The organism is Sporosarcina cascadiensis (assembly GCF_009650995.1).
Classification (GTDB): domain Bacteria; phylum Bacillota; class Bacilli; order Bacillales_A; family Planococcaceae; genus Sporosarcina; species Sporosarcina cascadiensis.
The window spans coordinates 130,079-150,768 of the sequence record NZ_WHVV01000007.1 but is presented as its reverse complement, the minus strand read 5'-3'; the positions used below and the strand labels follow the sequence as shown (position 1 = coordinate 150,768).

At 42.5% G+C, this 20,690-nt stretch carries 15 protein-coding genes; 11 read left to right on the top strand and 4 right to left on the bottom strand.

What is annotated here, in order from left to right; translation table 11 throughout:
• Positions 1-41 precede the first annotated feature (41 nt).
• A complete protein-coding gene (locus tag GDZ68_RS09545) occupies positions 42-1,430 on the top strand; it encodes a purine-cytosine permease family protein (RefSeq protein WP_153722064.1) in 1,389 nt (462 codons plus the stop codon).
• Positions 1,431-1,537: 107 nt separating this feature from the next.
• Here the strand turns inward: GDZ68_RS09545 and GDZ68_RS09540 are convergent, their stop codons facing one another.
• The gene (locus tag GDZ68_RS09540; RefSeq protein ID WP_153722063.1) at positions 1,538-1,951 is read right to left on the bottom strand and encodes a cation transporter dimerization domain-containing protein; all 414 of its coding nucleotides are present in this window, start codon (positions 1,949-1,951) and stop codon (positions 1,538-1,540) included.
• A 205-nt stretch (positions 1,952-2,156) separates the two neighbouring features.
• On the opposite strand from GDZ68_RS09540, the gene GDZ68_RS09535 reads away from it, so the two are divergent.
• From GDZ68_RS09535 to GDZ68_RS09515, 5 genes are all read left to right on the top strand, one after another.
• Positions 2,157-3,803, top strand: coding sequence for a hypothetical protein (locus GDZ68_RS09535; protein ID WP_153722062.1), 1,647 nt, complete (start codon positions 2,157-2,159; stop codon positions 3,801-3,803).
• Between the two features lie 52 nt (positions 3,804-3,855).
• A complete protein-coding gene (locus tag GDZ68_RS09530) occupies positions 3,856-5,289 on the top strand; it encodes an S-layer homology domain-containing protein (RefSeq protein WP_228551068.1) in 1,434 nt (477 codons plus the stop codon).
• Between the two features lie 18 nt (positions 5,290-5,307).
• Positions 5,308-7,569 (top strand): S-layer homology domain-containing protein, encoded by a 2,262-nt coding sequence (locus tag GDZ68_RS09525; RefSeq protein ID WP_153722061.1) that lies wholly within the window; start codon positions 5,308-5,310, stop codon positions 7,567-7,569.
• A 138-nt stretch (positions 7,570-7,707) separates the two neighbouring features.
• On the top strand, positions 7,708-8,352 hold the full coding sequence (locus tag GDZ68_RS09520) for a general stress protein (RefSeq protein ID WP_153722060.1): 645 nt from the start codon (positions 7,708-7,710) through the stop codon (positions 8,350-8,352).
• Positions 8,353-8,548: 196 nt separating this feature from the next.
• Positions 8,549-9,223 carry a C40 family peptidase gene (locus GDZ68_RS09515; RefSeq protein WP_153722059.1) on the top strand — a complete coding sequence of 225 codons (675 nt, stop codon included), beginning with the start codon at positions 8,549-8,551 and terminating at the stop codon, positions 9,221-9,223.
• A gap of 40 nt (positions 9,224-9,263) precedes the next feature.
• Here the strand turns inward: GDZ68_RS09515 and GDZ68_RS09510 are convergent, their stop codons facing one another.
• Both GDZ68_RS09510 and GDZ68_RS09505 read right to left on the bottom strand, forming a co-directional pair.
• A complete protein-coding gene (locus GDZ68_RS09510) occupies positions 9,264-10,823 on the bottom strand; it encodes an FMN-binding glutamate synthase family protein (RefSeq protein WP_153722058.1) in 1,560 nt (519 codons plus the stop codon).
• Positions 10,824-10,947: 124 nt separating this feature from the next.
• Positions 10,948-13,473 carry an S-layer homology domain-containing protein gene (locus GDZ68_RS09505; protein WP_153722057.1) on the bottom strand — a complete coding sequence of 842 codons (2,526 nt, stop codon included), beginning with the start codon at positions 13,471-13,473 and terminating at the stop codon, positions 10,948-10,950.
• A gap of 572 nt (positions 13,474-14,045) precedes the next feature.
• Here GDZ68_RS09505 and GDZ68_RS09500 point away from each other — a divergent pair.
• The 3 genes from GDZ68_RS09500 to GDZ68_RS09490 all read left to right on the top strand — a co-directional run bounded on the left by GDZ68_RS09500 (position 14,046) and on the right by GDZ68_RS09490 (position 16,542).
• Positions 14,046-14,522, top strand: coding sequence for a VanZ family protein (locus GDZ68_RS09500; protein ID WP_153722056.1), 477 nt, complete (start codon positions 14,046-14,048; stop codon positions 14,520-14,522).
• Between the two features lie 68 nt (positions 14,523-14,590).
• Positions 14,591-14,890, top strand: coding sequence for a hypothetical protein (locus tag GDZ68_RS09495; protein WP_153722055.1), 300 nt, complete (start codon positions 14,591-14,593; stop codon positions 14,888-14,890).
• 239 nt (positions 14,891-15,129) lie between these two features.
• A complete protein-coding gene (locus GDZ68_RS09490) occupies positions 15,130-16,542 on the top strand; it encodes a GGDEF domain-containing protein (protein WP_153722054.1) in 1,413 nt (470 codons plus the stop codon).
• 870 nt (positions 16,543-17,412) lie between these two features.
• On the opposite strand, the gene GDZ68_RS09485 is transcribed toward GDZ68_RS09490, so the two are convergent.
• Positions 17,413-17,988 carry a 3D domain-containing protein gene (locus GDZ68_RS09485; protein WP_153722053.1) on the bottom strand — a complete coding sequence of 192 codons (576 nt, stop codon included), beginning with the start codon at positions 17,986-17,988 and terminating at the stop codon, positions 17,413-17,415.
• Between the two features lie 283 nt (positions 17,989-18,271).
• Here GDZ68_RS09485 and GDZ68_RS09480 point away from each other — a divergent pair, with 283 nt between their 5' ends.
• Positions 18,272-18,856, top strand: coding sequence for a general stress protein (locus GDZ68_RS09480; protein ID WP_153722052.1), 585 nt, complete (start codon positions 18,272-18,274; stop codon positions 18,854-18,856).
• Between the two features lie 145 nt (positions 18,857-19,001).
• Positions 19,002-20,360, top strand: coding sequence for a magnesium transporter (gene mgtE, locus GDZ68_RS09475; protein WP_153722051.1), 1,359 nt, complete (start codon positions 19,002-19,004; stop codon positions 20,358-20,360).
• Positions 20,361-20,690 lie beyond the last annotated feature (330 nt).

Genomic DNA, 20,690 nt, shown 5'->3' with positions numbered 1-20,690 from the left:
TTCTCTCCTTCATCAGTTCTAAAATCAAAGGAGGCGTTTCCATGGCGAATGCTAAATCAAAATCAATTGAGCAAGTCGGTTTCGAATTTATCCCTGAGAAAGATCGTAAAGGAAATCCGAAAGAACTGTTTTTCACCTGGTTTGCTGCAAGTACCGTATCCACGACGCTGGTCACCGGCGCATTGGCGATTATCATCGGGCTGAATTTTTGGTGGGCAACACTCGCTATCCTTCTCGGACATGCGATCGGCGCCGTGTTCATGGGGCTGCATTCCGCCCAGGGACCGAAACTGGGGATCCCACAAGTCTTGCAGAGTCGTGCTCAATTCGGCTACTTTGGCGTCATCCTGCCCATGCTCATTATTTTGACGATGTATTTCGGCTATGGGGCCATGAACACGATTTTAGTTGCTCAAGGTGTACAGGAAACGCTTGGTTTTAACATCAACCTTACCGTAATGGTCAGTTTGATTCCGATGGTTCTGCTGGCAGTCTATGGGCAGAACATCATTCAAAAATCGATGAAGCTGTATACGATCGGCTATACAGTGATCTTCCTGATCCTCACTGTGCTGGTCATCAGCCAATTATCCATGGATTTACTGAGTCAGGGTTCGTTCAGCTGGACTGCTTTCATTCTTGCCGTATCCATTTGTGTGACCTGGCAGATTACGTACGGTCCTTATGTTTCCGACCATTCCCGGTTTATGAAACCGAATGATGCCCGCAAAACGTTCTTCTATTCGGCTGGCGGCAGTTTTCTGAGTTCGGCATGGCTGATGGTCATTGGTGCCGCCATCGCTACGATGGTCGTCAACGGTAATGTCATGGGTGAAATTAAGAATATGGGCGGCGTACTTGGCTACTCGATCGTCATTTTGCTTTCATTGGGCGTGCTGGTAATCAATTCACTGAATATTTACGGGGCAGGGATTATTGTGCTTTCGATTGCGAGTAACTTCTGGACGTTCCGGACTTCGGGCAGACTGCGTGTCATCATTTCTGTACTGATCGGGATCGTCGTCGCATTTGCTGCAACGGCTGGTGCTGGAAATTTCATGGCAAACTTTCAAATATACCTGGGCTTTGTTTTATTCTTCATCATCCCATGGAGTGTCATTAATCTGACGGACTTTTATATATTGAAGAGAAGATACCACCACGAAGAGTTCATGAAGAAGGACGGACAGTTCGGCAGATTAAATTTCCGGACGATGGGAATCTATTTATTTACGATTCTTTGCCAGGTTCCTTTCATTAATACAGAGATCTATCAAGGACCGCTTTCCAAAGCAATGAACGGTATGGATATTGCTTGGCTTATCGGGATCTTCATTGCTTTTACCTTCTATACTCTATCCGCCAAAGCTGCGGCCTCTCCTCCTGAAAATGCGGTGGATGTCCGTGTAGCAAAGTCTTCTGTCGAATAAAAAAGCAATCATCCGGATTGACCCGAATGATTGCCCTGCTGTATCGTTCCTGACCAGAACGCACAACCTGATTCTACCACATTGCAGAGAAATTCTCTGCAATGTTTTTATTTTGCTTCTTTCGTTTCCTGAACGAATGTTTCTCCGCTCTTACGTGCCTGGATATCTATGCTATGGTCTGGATATTCTTTTTCAATACGCTCATAGAATTTCTTCGCGATTTCTTTCGCTTTTTCTTCCTTCATATCCTCAGTTACTTCGAAATCCAACAGCACATATCCGCCGGCATCTTCGGTAATGATCAGACTGACTTGGGAAACGCCTTCTTCTTTAGAAAATTCTTCCTTCAGATCCTCGTCTGAAGACGTCGTATCTGATTTATCTACTGCATCTGGTGCTTTGTTTTCAGCCGGTTCGGTTTGTTCCTGATCCGCTTTTTTTTCTTCTTCGGTATCTCCGTTGCAAGCTCCTAATAATAGAAGAGATAAACCAAGCGGCGCCATTAACTGTCTTTTCTTCATTATAAAACCGACCCTTTCTGTAATAAGCTCTAAAATTATCCTATCATATATGTAAAACCCTGACAAAGAATTCGATAGACAGCGAAGTAACGAACAGTTAGCAGGACGGCTAACTGCCCACATAAAAACATGAGTCTTTTTTCTTGAAAAACTCAGCAATCTACCGATATATAAATGATGTAATTAATTTGGAGGTGTACATAAATTGAATAAGAAATGGTTTTCCATTTTCATTTGCAGTCTGGGAGTCGCTATAGGGATTTTCTTTATGACGCCAGCCAGCACAGAGGCAAGTGAACTCGTAACCGGTACATTCGTCAAGGCACATTATGATGAGATTCAAGTGGACAAAGATACAGTTAAAGATGTATTGAGTAAAGTTACGATTAAAAATGAAGCCGGACGCACGATTACGTTATCCATCGACAATTACGCGAAGCTTTCTGTCGATACGGTACCTGTGAAGATCGAAGCATTCAAGCTCGGTATGGAAATCGAAGCAGATGTTGATTTCCGGCGAATCAAGACGATGAACGGTAAAACTGACACCCCTTCAGCAGTCATTGAAGAAAATGGCAAAGTATACAGCGGTGTCGTCTCTTATATGGAAAGAAGTTTAAAGGGACTGACAGTCAAGCTGGATGACGGCCGCGTAAAAAATGTCTACTTGAATGCAGACACGGAAGTTTTCAAAAAAGGCAAGCTGACAGATATCGGTTCTTTATATGAAGGAGACCGTGTCAAACTCAAGTTTTCCGAGTATAACTCCAATTATATAACGATGCTTGAAATTATGGAGCCCGGCGTTCAAGTGGCGGGACTGTACAAAGGAACCATTCACAGCATTGATCCTATCAGCAAAAAAATCATTATGCGTGATGAAACGCAATTCAGGGACTGGTATTGGTTCCCGACGAAAAAGAACAGTAATACCAGCTATTATTATGCCGCACAGACACCTATTTATTTAGATGACAAACCTGTCCCCCACAACCAGCTGCGAAAATATCAGAATCATAAAGTGTATCTCGCAACAGTCAGCAAGCATGGTAAAGAACAAGTGGAACGCATCATCATTCAGAAGGATAGTGAGCGGACTTATTATGAACCGCTAAAAAGCTTTAATGGCAGCCAAAAACAAATCACGTTAATGAATTCTGAACGTTTTCATTATCATGCCGGAACTATTCTGATCCGTAATGGCAGACTGGTCGAACCGGAAGCCCTCGGTGCGTACGGAACTGCATTCGTCGCAGCAGCCGGCCCAATGAACAAGCAATACGCCAACATCATACATATCAGCAATGATGGATTGGACAGTCCAAACCTGGCTGATCATTCTATTTTCTACGGAAAAGTATCAGGTGTGCTTGGCTATCAGCTGCGCTTGTCTGCATTGAAGGAATTGAAAAATAATGTCTGGGTTCATTCGGCAGACAAAGATTTTGAGTTCAATAATGAAACATATGCAGTCAAGAATACAGGACGCGTTTATTATGATTTGATCCCTCAAATGGATTTAAAGTTCCAGATGGATAACTATGGATACTTCTATATGAAAGGGAATCAAGTCATCGCTGCGCATCTCACGGATCATCACTCAAACCTCATCGTGTCTGCCGGCAGATTGTCTGCTGTCTCCCCCGATGCAAAAATGATAGATGTACGCAATGTCAGCCAGTGGAGGAATGGTGCCTGGGCAACGCAGGGCTTCATTAATAAAATGGATATCCAGCAAGCTACCTTCATTAAAAACGGCGCAGTAATCCATCCAAAAGATTTACGCATTAATGACAGACTCTATATAGTGGCTGAAGATATCGTCAAAGGCAGAATGATTATCGTTGATTAAAAATAAGGCAGCAGGAATCCTACTCCTGCTGCCTAAAAAGAAGGTGCATGCAATGAAATTCTTTAAAAAAGCCAGTATGTTTTTTCTGTTTTCTATTTTCATCGCGACGCTGACTCTTCACACATCTCCTGCATCAGCAGGCCCTGTCGACGTAAACGGCGGCGTGATGAATGAATACGAGTACAAAGAATTGTTTTTCCTGACCGGCTATCCTATTCAATTTTCCGGTAAAGCGGTCGTCACAGAAAAGGAAAATAAGAATACCCTGACACGCACCAATCGTTTTACGCTGACGAGTGCAAATGGCGATAAACTGACAAGAAGCGTAAATTACACGGCGAACGTCAGTGATCATGCCGGAAAAGGACAGACTACCGCACAATTTGAAGTAAAGAGTTACTCGGAAAAAGTGACGATCGGGAAAAATACGTACACTTTGGAAGATTATCAATACTCCGAGGGCACTGTCTCTGACAATCAGCCTGCTTCAAGCTACTACTCCGGCAATATGGTCGGCCGCAAAATTTACAAATTTAAAGATACTACTGCAAAAAAGGAAGAGATCATTACGGTTCATTTAAACGGCCGCAGTATGGGTTATAAAAACTTCTGGGGCGCTACTGAAACTCAATTAATGGACTCAGAAATCGTTACACCGCGCGGCTCTGCCTTTGTCACAAGCAAAGCTTCTGACAGTAAATCCAGAGTGCTGGTTTATGAACCATTTGACCCTTCTCTCTCCAGCTTCACCGGCGGTCACTCCGTCGTGAGTTCTTCCGATATGGTCAGTGAGTATGAATATAATATTCCATTCGGTGCCGGGAAAGGCAAAGTAGAATTGCAGAAGAAAAACACACCGAAAATTGAGCGTCTGATCGTCCCTAAATTCCGTGACTTGGACCGCCATCAGGCAAAAGACGCAATTCAAAAACTGTATTCATTGGGGATCTTTGATGAGAAATCTCAGTTTTTCTCACCGAATACACCAATGAAACGGTACCAGTATACAGTCGGTATTTTAAAAGCTGTAGACTTGCGTGTTTTGGAAGAACCGAAGAAAAGCAAAGTTCCGAGAGTACCGATTTTTAAGGACTTATCCACAAAAGACCCTGACTATATGTATATCGAGAGCGCTGTCGAGCAAGGCATCATTACAGGGGTAACGCCTGATTTATTCCAGCCGGACAGCCCGGTTACACGAGTCCAGGCTGTTGCGATACTCGTACGCGCTCTTGGAATGGAAGGCAGAGCTCCAAGTCCCGGATTTAAGACACACTATGTCGATGATCATAAAATTTCGGGCTGGGCGAAAGACAGTGTGTATGTTGCGACGGAGCTGGGTCTCATTCAAGGTAATGAATTCAACCGTTTTAACCCGCAGCAGCAATTGACGAGAGCACAAGCTGCACTGATCACATCTCGTTTCCTGGATTTCCTTGAGAATGATTTAAAACAAAATTATCGGGATGATATTTTCTTCCAATAAGAATGGAGGCCGGCTCAATTGAAAACTCGTAACACCTATATTTGGGGAATGCTGCTTGCTTTATTTCTGTTAGTGCCAACGCAAGTTTCCGCCAAAAGTTCATTTACAGATGTACCTGACCGCCACTGGGCAAAAGATGCAATCCAGTGGGCGAAGGATGAAGGACTGACTTCGGGGTATCAGGACGGAACATTCAGACCCGACAAGGCGATCACAGAAGCACAGTTGGTGACTATGCTCGTCCGGTTTGACTGTACTTCACCGAATTCATTCGCCGCGTTGCCCGGCGAACATAAGGCAATGGGCAATTACCGTTATTTACGAAGTCATTTTTTGCCGCTGAATGGATTCACGAACCGTTATGCGAGAGATGCTTCCGTAAAAAAAGCTGACGCAGCACGGATTTTTGCTGCCTATCAGGGACTCGATTTGTCCAAGCATGAGGCAGTCTATTACTTATATGTAAACGACATTGCCAACGGACTTACTGGTAAAAATGATTACGCAGACTTCGGACCGGCAGATGAGCTGACGCGTGCTGAAATGGTGTATTACCTATATAAAATGTCACGCAGTGAAGGCTGTGAGCTGGAGGGACTTAGTTCCAAAGCTACTGGAAAAGATAACAGTAAATTTCAGTATCCCGCCAATTTCGTTAAGGATGATGAAATGAATTTTGAACGTCCCAGCCAGCCTTCTCTTCCTGGAACAGGCGGTAATAATCCTGGAAATACAGTAGGAGTGGATATCGAGAAACCTGTTTTGACTGCGAATGGAAGGGACTCTACTTTCATTACTTTTACATTCAGAGACTGTAACGGTAATTTGATTCCATATGAAAAGGAAATGGAGTTTGAGGTCAGCTCTGCAAGCGGTGCAACTTTTGAAATAGAAAGATATGAAGAGGTTTGGAACAACGATAAATATATTGGCAGATATCTGACTTATCCCAAACAGGCGATTGTTACATCAGATGGTCCCGAATTAACTCTTAAAGTGATAGCTCCAAAGACAACAAAGCTGACGAGCGATACCATCACGGTAACGCCTGTAGTCAAAACAGGAAGCTGCATACTCCCGGCTGCTGCCGCCACTCTGACTTATGAACCGAAAGCAGAGATTCAGATGGATGTTCTAAACGACTATCCAAGAACTGGCCAGACTACCGTGACGGCAACACTTGCCCGGCCAGGCGGAGATAGAATCTACGGATTCAATGGTTACTTGAAACTCGAATCATTGAATGGACTGCCGTTTGAGAATTCAAATCCAAATTTCTATAATGGGCAGGCCACTGCTGTATTCAATACACCGCGTTATGCGGTAAAGGATGAAATTACTGCGACTGCCATCTCTCGGTCAAGTGTTGACGAGGATACACTCTACTCCATTCTTAATAAAAAGTTTTCGATTCCTGTTTCATTCGCGCCTCCAATCATCGCAGATACAACATGTACTGCTGATAAGCCGGAAATCGGATTCGTAATCGACTCATCAGGCAGCATGAAGCGGAATGATCCAAAACGTTTTCGGGTAGATAAAACAAAAGAATTTATCTATGCATTAAATGCAGACGATAATATTGCAACACACTTTACGAATAGAGGGATGTTCTTAAGTAAAGGATTTCCTTGGATCGTTGCCAACTCAGTAGATGGTGTCAGAGAAGCAGGCGGAACAGACATTTCCAAAGGGTTAGCTGAAGCTTTCAGCCGGTTCACAACCGACAGAAAGAAATATGTTGTCTTGCTGACAGACGGCAAATCCTCTAAAGAAGACGTCCGTAAACAAGTAAAGATTGCGCAAAGCCGGGACATCCGGATTTTCGTAATCGGTCTTGGAAAAGATGTGGATGAAGCATTTTTGAAAGAAATCGCGAGAGACACACGCGGCAGCTATCACCACATTCAAGACAGCATCGAACTGCCAATGGTCTATCAGTCTATTCTGCAAGAGATCAACTGCGGTGTTCCCATGCCGACCTGTTCTCTTACTGCAACTGTTTTTGACTTCCCTTCCGTCAAAGTAACAAATAATGACGTGCTGATGGAAACGGAAGTATCCAATGCATGTGGCACAATCGGCAAAGTCATCGTCCGTTTCTCTTCACATTCGGGAGACCTTGATTATGAACTTGCCCACAGAGGACATAATATTTACATGATGAATAAAGGACAATATGAAATCAGGGATTTCCAACTGGCTTCTTATGCCACTTTCCTTGCTTATGATCAAAACGGCAGATTGGTCGGAGAGCGAAAAGTAACTATTCAAAGATAACTGCCCAAACCGGCAAAGAGTCTAATGCTCTTGCCGGTTTTTTTCTCTCTAATTCCCTGCTTGCTCCAGGTTTTCATATTTCACAAGGGGGTATGATATCAATACTACCCAATCTGAAATAATAGAGGAGGCAATACAATGGATGAAATGAATAACAAGACATTTATCGGTGTGTATTATGACCATTCTGACCTTCTGGACAAGATTGAAGAATTAAAGCTGACAGGCTATCTTGACGATAATATTTATGTGATTGCTAAAAATGAAGTGGATGTAAGCATGCTCCGCAGTCAAACAGCGGCGGACGTGAATTCTGCATTTGAATCGTGGACAGACCGTTTTATCGGGTTAATCTCCGGTGAGAATAAAGTTAGACAAATGATGCATGATGTCGGGATGGATGATGAGGAGACTAATAAGTATTACGAAGAAGTCCAGCATGGCGGGATGCTGTTGTACGTTGATGAGGGGTGGGCTTACAGTGTTTATTCGAAAAACGAGCCATTCTACACTGACGGGCTGTCCCCTGCTGCTTCCCAACCAGTAACTGACCGGGATCGCAGACCCGATTCATTCATGCAGGAGAGAATTTCTCAAAAACTGCAGAACTTCGAGGAAACTGAGCCTTCATACGGCGGATACGAACCGTTGAAAAACCCCGTCCCACCAGAAGTATTAGCTTCTGATGTACAGGACATGGAGAGTCCAAATGAGCCACTGATTGCTGAAAATGATATTACCGGCGACGGTTCAGTCTCTATCATTACAGATGCTCTAAAGTAAATTTCCAAGATAGTACTATAAGAAAATCAACTGTCTCAAAACGAGGCGGCTGATTTTTTATATTACAGTTTCATTACAAGATTACAACTCTGTAACCCCTTCTTAATCAGAACGTAATGTTTAGATTCTTTATCTCGTGTAATATGTATCTTGCAGCTAGAGAGCAAGACATACATTATTCCGAAGGAGAATCAGAATGAAGAAGTTTTTGTGTTCAATGTTGATGGCAGCGGTAATGATTATGGGGTTCACGGGCGGAAGTGCTGATGCGGCAAGTAAAGCAACAGCGAAAAGCGGTACATACATAACGACTAACAATATAAATGTCCGGGCAGATGCCGGCACAAAACATAGAAAAGTTTTCTCTCTAAAAAAAGGCACACGGGTTCAATTAACTCACCAAAAAAGTGCAGGCAATGAAATGTGGTACAAAGTAAAGATTAACGGAAAAAAAGGTTATGTTTTGAGTTCACTTTTGAAAAAGACGACAGCAGTAGCAGCTTCTGCACCTGTTAAAGCCGGTTCTGGTGTTGTGAAAACAGCAATGAACCTGCGCGGTATTCCTTATCGCTTTGGCGGCACGACTACAAGAGGTTTTGACTGCAGCGGTTTCATTCAGTATTCGTTCAAAAAGAACGGAAAATCTGTTTCTAGAACAACAACAGGACAGTATAAACAGTCCTCTAAAATTTCCTCGCCAAAACCAGGGGATCTAGTATTCTTCCATAATACATACCGAAAAGGAATTTCTCATGTAGGTATTTATGTAGGTAATAATAAGTTTGTTCATGCCGGCGGAAAGAAATCCGAAGTTGTCAGCCTGAGCAACCCGTATTGGAAATCTAAATTTAATAGTTTTAGAAGAATTTAATATATCAAGGACCCGATGAATTACTCATCGGGTCCTTTTTTTATTCTATTGAGTGAATTCGGCCCCGCTCATCTTTATAAATCACATGATGGCGCTCAAACTTTGTCGGTGAATCCAGTCCTGCCGCTGCTGCTACACGAAATAATCCTTCGCGCATCGTCAAAATATAGTTCGTGACGCGGAACTTTTTCTCTTCCACAACAAGCGCGCGCTGCAGATGTTTATCGGTTGTGGCGACCCCTGCAGGACAAGTATTGGTGTGACACCGCTCTGCCATGATGCACCCTACTGAAATCATAAAACCTCGTGCAACCTGTATGAGATCTGCCCCCAGCGCAAGAGCAATCGCCGCTTTATCCGGAGTAATAATCTTACCTGAGGCAATAATTTTAACTCGATCACGGACCTCATATTTTCTCAAAGCATCATCTAATAAAACAAGCGCTGAACGCAACGGCAAGCCCACACTGTCGGCTAAATCCTGATAAGTGGCGCCAGAGCCTCCTTCTGCCCCGTCCAATGAAATGAAATCAGGTCCCATTCCGCTCTCCGCCATATGCGCGGCAAGTTCTTCGGCGTCCTGCTTTCCGCCAATAACGATTTTAATGCCTACCGGCTTTCCTCCTGCTGTCCGAATATCTTCTATAAAAGTAAATAATGTCGCAAAGTCATTGAATTGATTGAAACGATTCGGACTGTTGATGGAGGTAAACGGTGTAACATTCCGTATCGCCGCAATTTCTTCCGTTACTTTTTCTCCTTCTACGTGTCCGCCGCGCATTTTTGCACCTTGCGCCAGCTTGATTTCAAAAGCTTTAATTTGCGCAACCTTGGCCTTTTCTTTCACTTTTTCTATATCGAAGTCTCCGCCTTCCGTACGGAACCCGAATAAACCAGACCCAATCTGCGCAATGATATCCGCGCCTCCTGCCAAGTGATGATCCGACACACCGCCTTCCCCTGTGTTCATCCATGCACCCTGAGCCATGCCGATTCCTTTTGAGAGCGCGGTAATCGCATGTTCTCCCAAAGCACCGTAACTCATACCAGACTGGCCTAACAGACTGCGTACAATAAAAGGCTGCTCACAGTCAGGTCCTAAAACAATGGCATCATCTTCAGGAAGCAGCCAAGGAAGTGTCGTTACTTCCTCACGGTGCTCTTTCCGGGAAAATAAATTATCGGAATCCACTTCATAGCGCATCGTTTTCAACAAATTTTCATTGTCCACACGCATTTCTTCATTTTGCATAGTGAACATAGAATTTCGGATATAGTGTCCCGGCTCCTGAAAGTCCCGCTTAGATCCAAAGCCTATGACACTGCTCAAGTATTTGCCAGGCATAACCATATGTAAATACTCTTCCCGGCTGAATGGCTTTCCGCTGTTATCGTCGTTAAATAAATACTGCCTGACTTCAGGACCCGCCTTCTCAAACATATAACGCACACGGCCTAATATAGGATAGTTACGTAAAATTGCATGTTGCTTTTGACTCCGGTCAAAAAAATACAAGAATATTATGATGCTGATCGGCACAGCCAATATCAGTAAAATAACCAATGAAGTCGTAAAATTAATTCCTTCTAACCAACTCATACTCCCACTCCTCTCTAAAGCTTATCTGCTCTACTTTATCTGTACCCTTGGTAAGCGGCTTAGTAAACGTAAAAAACCCATTCCCCTAAACGAATTGGGGAATGGGTTAATAGTTTTAAATGTCTTATTGAACAGGAACTTTTACAGAGACATCTTTCGTTGCTACTTTACTGCTATCTTCAGCATTTGTCACGCTGACGACTAGAGTACCTTCAGTACCCGCTTTAACCTTACCTTTAATAGAACCGTCTTCAATGACAATATCGGTAATCGCATCAGATGCACCTGAGAAACTAGTGTTGATTTCACCAATTAGAATATCAGCGTCCTCGTCATATTTACCTGTTGTACCACCAAGATCAATATAGATGTTTTTGCCGTCTATTTTAGCTTTATGCTCTGTTGAAGTAAGAGTAATACCAGCTTCTTTTAGAACTTTTACATCCAAAGCAGTTGTTTTTACCGTCTGTGTATTTTCAAAGTTCACAGCAGAGATTGTCGGTGTAGAATTTTTGACTGTAATTGTTGCAGAAGCACGAACAATGTCGCCTTCTTTAATTTGGATAGTTGCAGTGCCTGCTTTAACACCTTCGATCGTTACGACACCGGCAGCTGTTTTCGCACCAACTTTAGCTACTGATGGATCAGATGATACGATCGTGTACGTATCCACCTTAATTGGATCCTGCCCAACCAATGTGCCATTCTGATTGTATTTGTTCCAAACCAAGTCTACTGTACTATCCTGGGAACCTTTCATAATATCAAGTGTTAAATCTTTGCCCGCAGTTGCTGGCTCAAGTTTAGTATTTGCAGCTTGAGCATCGTCAGATACTGTAACAGGAACTGTACCGACTACATTGCCGCCGAATTTAACTTGGATCTCTGTTGTGCCTGCTTTAACGCCTGTCACCTTAATTGTTGTTTTACCATCAGTAACAGTTTGCGCACTTGGTAATACCGTTCCAACAGTGCTGTCTTTAGATTCTAAAGTTACATCACCTTTAAACATATCACCATACTGGTCAGTAATTGTCAGGTTGATATCCTGTGTTTTACCTTCGAGAACATTTGAAGCAGCTGCTTCTACTTTCGCAGGTGTTCTGCTGCCGGCTACAACGGATAATGAAACTTCTTTAGTCACATCTCCGACTTTAACAATAATATTCACATCACCTGTACTGATCGGCGTAATCGTTCCATTAGATGTTACAGTCGCTACGCTCGGCTTCGATGATGAATAAGTAGCATTTGCAGGATCAGTTACAACCGTGCCGTTCACAGTAGTTGCTTTTGTAGCTTTTACTGTTGCAGTAGTGCCAAGAGCCAACTTACCGTTCTTCACAGTAACTCCATCTTGTGTAACTGTCACTTCATCAATAGAAGAAACATAAGAGCCGTATTCTACTACTTTAACGTCTACTAATTCAGATTCCATAGGCTTGCCATCTTTTGAAACTGTAACTTTATAAGAGAATGAAGTACCTTTTACTAACTTATCCTTATTCAATTCTCCCGTTGCTTTATTAGCGAATACGTCCTTCGTAGCTTGGAATTCCACCGTATAGCCGGCTTCTTTCAGCTTTTTCATGTCAGCTGGTGCTCCGTTCACATTGAAGCCCAATACTTGACCTTCAGTTCCTGCGTTCACTTGTGTAGTCGTAGCAACAACTTTTGCTACTTCATACGTATAAGTAAACTTAAACGGTGTGACTTGATCCGGCTCTCCTTCAGTTTTCACTGTGTAATTCAGAGTCATTTCTTTGCCGGATGTCAGTGGATTCTTCAATTCCACTGTTCCTTGAGTGCCGTTAGCATTAGCTGTGAATGAAGCAACTTCATTTCCTTCGATTGTCAGCTGTTCTGCCTTCAGGTTACCAAGATCTTTTCCTTTGATTGTCAATTCCTTCTCGCCAACTGCTTCAACAGAAGTAACTTCCGCCACTGCAGGAGCTTCAGGTGTTTCTTCACCCGGCTTCTCTACTTGGCTGGTCTTATATAAGAATGAAGCGAACTGCGCACGTGTTGTTGTTTCTTTCGGGCGGAAGTTCGGTGCAGCTGGATTTGTAATGTCGAAGTAATCGAGTACGTCGATTGCAGTACGCGCTTCCGCTTTCGCTTTTGCTAAATCTACAACATCTTTATCAAACTTTTGTTCTTTTACATATGAGATAAGGTCTGTTTTATTCACAGCATCATACGCACGCACCAAGACGATCGCCATATTTTCACGAGTAATGGAACCTGCTGCTTTAAGAGAACCGTCTTCATAGCCTTTAAATACATTATTGTCTCTGACAATAGCTGCAGATTGTAATAGTTCATCGTTTGATTTAGACGTTAAATCTGTAAATCTTGGATTCGTTTTATAGTCTTTCGGAATTTCATATCCCATAGATACAAGCCATTTACCCATCAATTTTACAACGTCAGAACGGCTCAATGTCTTATTCGGCTTGAAAGAACCGTCAGGATATCCTGAGATTACTTTTGCATTGGATAATGCGTCAATTGCCGCTTTGTGTGAGTTTGTATCGGCCACGTCGTTAAAGTCTGCTGCACTGACAACTGGTGCCACCGCGGATGCGACTAATGCTGCTGACGCTACACCTGTTAAGTATTTAGAGTATTTTTTCGATTGAACTTTCATTAATTAATTTCCTCCTTTAATGCTTTTACTGTTGGTTGATGACACATGGAGCGGTTTAAATAAAAACGCTCTTCCACTCTTATACCCTCTTCACAATTTACTAATCATTCACTTTGTCCCAAAAATAATTACTAACAGGAAGAAGTTTAAAAGTCGAAGTTTTTAACCATCCGAGTTAAATCCTAGCATATACTTTCACAATTGGTAATGGAAATTTCAGGTTTTAGTTGTCTTTAAATGGTATCTACTACTCTACAAAAATATTGGTCTGCATATCCTCTTGCAATTAGTCTACTATATAGAAGGAAAACAATTTGATAGATTGTTGCCAGAACAGTTCCACGTTGAAACAACTATGTATACCATCTTCTTATCCTTCTTTTAAATTCATTTGAAAGTCTCGCGGAATGGAAGCGAAACGATAGCCTGAAGACTGAAAGACATACGCGTTGTCAATAGAATGAACCAATCCGAAATAGACTAATATAAAGGTCTTCAGTTGCATATTTTAACTGAAGACCTTCTCTTCCTAAAAAATTTATCCATGAAAGTTTTTATGATACAATTCAAGTATGAAAAAATTACTCGTCTTTCTACTGCTGCTTTCCCTGTTAATCGGGTTAGCTGTTTCATCAAGCCAGACGTATGAACAGCAATCCCTTGTGACCACTCTTGAACAACTCCTTCCCGGTGAGCCTGGGAAAAACCTGCTTGCTAAATTGGAGTTTTCTTATTGGGACCGTCCTATTACAGTTGAAGAGCGCGGTTACTATCATTTTGTGGAATTCTTAATTCGAAAGTCCGCTCATTTTCTAACATTCGGCTTTTTAGCTCTCATCATTTACTGGCTGCTCCCCAAACGCAAAGGACGCTTAGTTGGAGCCGCCCTTATCACCTTGATTTTAGCCTGTGCGGATGAATTGCATCAATCATTTACAGGCGGCCGCACTGCTACTATACAAGATGTTTACTTAGATATGACAGGAGCTATTGTTTTCCTTCTGTTTGCGGGTGCAGCACAGCTTATTCATTCCATTCGGCGCACTTAGTTCTGCAGCAGAATTGTCGTTTACACTAGTTGATCCTTACCATGATACTGCGAACAGGAGGTTTTCATATGAGTCATTCTTCAGAACAGCTAATTCAATCTCTTTCCTACATTTCTATCCAGCGAGTCGTTGACCGTTTGGAACAGACCTACCATAAATCGTTTCATTCCATTAGTTTATTTCAGGATCGCATCACTACTTCCCACCGCACTTTTCCTCTCAAGGATGTTTTCGACTTGTCTTATCGCCCCTTTTCCGGTCAAACAGGGCTCTTTTACCTTCATACACACGAGGGAGTATTCACTTTCGAAATAATTGATGAACCTGAGCTGTTCATCCGGCACTTTAAAACTATTCAGCGTAAGTAAACTAGAACCTTCCTACTAAAAACAATAATTCTCTCATTTCTAAAATAGGACGTTTATCTATTATCGGAGTGGGGTACAAAAAACTAGAAGGCTGTTAAATAAGTCTAACTATTCTTAAATAACTCTATTTCTCCACTCTATTTATGGTAAGATGTGTTATAATGATAGCAAATAAGACATGCACCTTTTAAAACTTTAGTCCTTAATTACAATAAATAGATAATGAGGGAGGGACTAATATGCTTTTTGAAGATGAGATCAGCTCTCTGCAGCGCTCGATTAGTCAATATAGAAACGAAGGACATTATGACAAAGTAGCTGAAGCTGCTGAGGAGTTATTGAAAAAAGGAATTCGTTTTTCTGATGCTGAAGCGATTTTATCGGCGCATTATAGCAGTGCATTGGCCTATTACTATACAGGCAACTTCGAAAAAGTACTCTTTCATATTGAAGCGCATCATGAAGGCTGCCTGTCATATGGAACAAAATCGGATTGGATGCGTTCCTACTACTTACAATATTTTGTAAGTGCATTTGCTGCCGACTATGAACATGGCAGAAAATTGATAGAAGACGTTCTGTCGATTGCTTTGGAAACCGAGGACTTTATCTATGCGAGTATCGCTTACAGCAACCTCAGCAATGCGCTGAACAAACTGAAAAAGTTTCCTGAAGCAATGAAAGCAGCGCAGAAAGCCGTGAAATTTGCTAATTTGTATGCAAAAGACCGATTGATTCTTTCTATCCGTGCTCATTTGCAATTAATTGAATCCTCTCTCAATCTGGAACGCAGCGACGTGGCGCTGACAAGCATAAACTGTTTGAACCAACTATCTGAGCTGGACGATTTCCCGCGTGAGAAAGCATTCCTGACAATCTTAAAAGGCCGTCTTCATGAGATGCTTGAACACCCTGCCGAGGCATTTCAATTCTACACTCTCGCGAAGGAGAAAGAGGAGCTGCTTCATGACTATGTACTATTAAAGGTAATCCAGCAAAAGAGGATTGCTCTGGCAGAAAAACTATGCAGCTTTGATGAATTGGCACTCATTCAAAAAGAATACATTGATTTACTGCACGAACTCGAAAATCAAAATTGGGTTAAAACTTCACTGGAATTAAAACTTCGTTTACAAAATTCTACAGTACAGAAGTACGAACATATCGATTTTTTGACAGGTGTATATAATCGTAAGTATCTGGAAGAAACAACTGATAGATGGCTAACAGATTCTGCTGTCACAAAAAATACGATTGTATGTATTGCATTTGATCTGGATAACTTGAAAGTTATTAATGATTCATACGGCCATCTGGCTGGTGATGAAGCCATTAAATTAGTGGCAAGGATCTGCTCTTCTGCAATACGGAAAGATGATGTGCTGGGACGCTTCGGCGGAGATGAATTTGTTTTAGTCATGAAAGGCATCACTCTGGAGGATGCCACGAAAAAAGCATTGGATATCGCAAATAAGGTGGAAGCGCTCTCATTGGAACTCCCAGATATTTCCGATCAAATTACCATTAGTATGGGTCTGGCTGATAATCAGAAGCGCGATGTGAGAAGTTTTAAAGATTTATTTCATTTAGCGGATTTAGCCTTGTACAGAGCAAAACGTAATGGAAAAAATCAAGTAGTTTCATTTGTATAATCGAAACATGAATTCTTTCAGTAGAAAGATTCATGTTTTTTTAATTCATATTCCGAGTCTACGCCAAAATCTGTTCTTGACAACCTGTCACCTGCGTATTGCGAAAATCCTGCTGCATTTTGGTAGTGTGTGGATTTAATATATGCGGGTTTCGTTTCTCGACTTTGTAGGGATTTTAATTGAAGTGTGAGTTTGCAGTTTAAACCCGCTTCGACGCTGGGGGATTGCCTTACGCTATGAGCCTACTGGCGAAGAACGTGCCAGCAGGCTCATAGCGTAAGGCCGACCCCGCAGTTGCGCCTTCGCTGGCGTGTAGAATGTATGACATGCTGCTTTTTTGCAGAGTGCGTATTTCGTTGCTATAGTTTTCGTTACTCGACTCTGCAAACGCATTGATCACCAAAATCTAAGCCTTTGCAATATACTAAGCATTGCATGAACACCATACCTATTATGACAGTCTCAAATAGTATGCTCATATGCCACTCACACAAAAAATATTGAAACACCAGCCAGTGTACCGGAGTGAAAGCCGTCACGAAGAACGGCTTTTGCGAGTAAAAGCGCAGCGTTAGGAGCACTGGTTTTAGGCGACTCTGGGAGGATCAGCCCGACAGGTGAGACAACTTGCGGGAGCGAAGCGAAAATAGCGTGCAGAAGGAACTCTGTATTGCCTTAATTTCTGCAAAGAGCGCAGAAATTAAGGCAGGGAAACGGTCTCTTCCCACTTACCCTATATTGCGCAATCACAGTCCAGTCTCAAACTGCTCATGAAATAGCCTGTCAAGCACACATTTTGGTGCAGACTCCATATTCCTATTCAAAACAAAAAACTGGACCCGCTTTATATAGGCGGTCCAGTTTTTTTAATTAATCAAGAATTTTAATTGTAACGTTTTTGCGGCCCCATTGGTACGCACGTGTTTTATTTGGAATAAATACATCAATCTTATTGCCTTTGATCGCACTGCCAATATCGCCGGCTACTGCATAGCCATACCCTTCGACATGTACTTTCGTTCCTAATTTAATCACATTCGGATCGACGGCAATGACTTTTAAATCCGGATTCTTGCGTAAGTTCAAGCCTGTTTTAGTTAAGCCTGTGCAGCCGTTACAGTGTGCTGTGTACGCTGTTGCACTCACCGTGAACTCCTTCACTGCCTGATCATCATTGCGTGAAGGTAATTTTGCCGAAGATGTGCTGGAAGCCACTTTTGATGATTTCACTAAGCGAAGCTTTTGATTCGGCTTAATCACTGAGGATTTTAAGTTATTCCATTTCTTTATATTGGTAACAGACACTTTGTGCATCTGCGAAATTTTATATAATGTATCACCTTTTTTAACTGTGTGTACAGAAGCTGCCGCGGATGTCTCGTTCATTCCGCTCGTGAAGATTGTCATCATCATGGCTACTGCTAACGAAAATAAAACCTTCTTCAATATGCCACCCCTAATTTTTTTGATTAGGTACAGCTTACCAACCCTTTGTTACAGTTTCATTACAGTTATCAGTCGAGTGCATTACAAAGAAAAGACTTATGTTACAAGCATGTCCTGAAGAAAGAAAATTGTATCTAATAAGGATATTCTGTCGAGCTTTTCTCGTACTCCCCCCTCTCCTGTCGAATCTCCAATTTCCCCAATACGTTTTACGTTATAGAAAACAGGGTAGTTTTTTAGTAGTAAGAAAATAGGCAGCAAAAAATTAGAGGAGGAACTAATTATGGCGAAACGACATGTAGTAGGAACTTATGACACAGACAGAGAAGCGATTGCAGCGATTGAGAACTTGAAACGTCAAGGGTACACGGCAGATGAAATTTCCGTCATCAGTAAGGATGCAGCCGAGGTGGATCATGTAGTAGAAGAAACAGATACTCATGCAGGCGAAGGCGCTGCTACCGGCGCTGCCACCGGAGGCTTGCTCGGAGGACTCGGCGGTGTATTAACCGGATTGGGTGCACTGGCAATTCCCGGAGTCGGACCGATCATCGCCGCCGGACCGATTATTGCCGGTATTACCGGGGCAGCAGCCGGTGCCGGTGTAGGCGGCTTGGCCGGAGCTTTGATCGGAATGGGAATCCCTGACGAAGAAGCACACCGCTATAATGAACACTTCGAACACGGCAAGATTTTAGTTTTAGTTGATTCAGAGCTTTATGATCCATTAACAGGAACAGATCGTACAGGCACGAATGCGGATACAGAACGCAGCCCGTTAATCGATCCCAATCCAATGGTCAATCGAAATGAAACTCGCGATCCTTTGACTGATCCTAAGCCACGGGGCAGAGGACCATTAATCTGATAGACTTACGAAGGAGCTTCCCTTAAACGGAGGCTCTTTTTTTATGGCATTTTGTCAGTCGTCAGTTATTTCTTGTTTCTTTTCTAGTTATTTGGGGGATAACTAGATAGATAACTACTATTTACATGTAAACGGGGTGCAGAACATGCCATTGACAAATAATCGAGATGATATTTCAAGAGCGATGATCAAGCTGATCAAAGACGGGAATATGGACTCCCTGAAAAAAGCGGTTCATGAACTGGAGCCTGCTGAAGTGGCAGCTCAATATCGGCGTCTTCCCAGAAAGCGTCATACACTATTTTTAGAAATACTGGAAACTGATACGTTAATTCAAATGCTGGGATTCTTAACTAGAAATGAACAATTGCGCGCACTGGAACTTGTAGGCCCTGCCCGTGCGACAGAATTACTCGATAAAATGAAGAGCGAGGACTTATCTTATTTACTGTCAGATCTTCCTGATAAGCAAGTAGAAAAATTGATTGCCGAAATGCGCCAGGAAGAAAAACGAAATATCCGGCAGCAGAGAAAATTTCCAAAAAACTCTGCAGGCCGTATTATGACAACGAGATATGTGTGGGTACATCAATCCTACTCAGTGGGCAAGGCTGTGGAAAAATTAAAACATTATGAAGCATTCGCCCATTACCTGAATTATATTTATATTATTAATGACGATAAACAACTTGTCGGAGTCTTATCTTACAGAGATTTATTGCTCGCAGAGGAAGATACCTGTGTGAAGGATATTATGGAAATGTCCATCGCCAAAGTGCACGACACGACCGATCAGGGAGAGGTTGCCAAGTTAATCGGACGTTTCGATTTCGTCTCTCTTCCTGTCGTCAATGAAAATAACATCTTAGTAGGGATCATCCGAGCGGACGAAGTACTGGATATCGTTGTACGGGAGGCTAATAAAGACATCGAGATGCTGTTTGCTTCCGGAAAATCAATCGACTTTCACACCCCTGCCCTGACCGCTGCTTATCGCCGGTTGCCTTGGCTCATTTTGCTGCTGTTCATTGGACTGGTCTCAGGAAGTATTATTTCTCGTTTTGAAGAAACACTGGAAGCTGTTGTAGCACTCGCCTTCTTTATGCCAATGATTGCAGGTATGACCGGTAATACGGGTACGCAATCACTCGCTGTTGTCGTCCGCGGTTTAGTTTCCGAAGATATGACAATGAAAAAGTCGCTTCACCTAATATCCCGCGAATTAATTGTTGGTATTATTCTGGGTGTTGTCTGCGGTGCTGTGATTTCCGTTATCGCCTATGTCTGGCAAGGCAGTTTTACACTGGGACTGGTAGTAGGTTCATCATTGGTCGCTACGCTGATCATCGGTACCATTGCGGGAACTGTCATCCCGCTGATCCTAAATAAATTCAAAGTGGACCCGGCAGTTGCGTCCGGTCCCCTCATTACTACGATTAACGACATTCTATCTTTGTTAATCTATTTCGGAATTGCGACGATGTTTATTTCAAAATTAATGTAAGAAAACCTCCTAACTTTTATGCATAAAGTTAGGAGGTTTTTCATATCTTAACGTAATGAAAGGTAGCTGTAAGGTTCCTGTAATTTATCTCATTTTCATGCCAAAGACTACAGTCACATGACATTCTTCACAGTTCGAAGTTTTACGTTTATTCTGTTCCTCACAGGCTATACTACTAGTAACACCAATTGCACAAACGGATTTGGGTTGAAGTTTGGTGCAGCTGGGTTTGTGATAGCGAAGAAACTAATACGTCGAATACAATTGTACCGCTTAGTCGAAGAGCGGATACATACCAAAAACTCCGCGATCTTGGGTTGATCGCGGAGT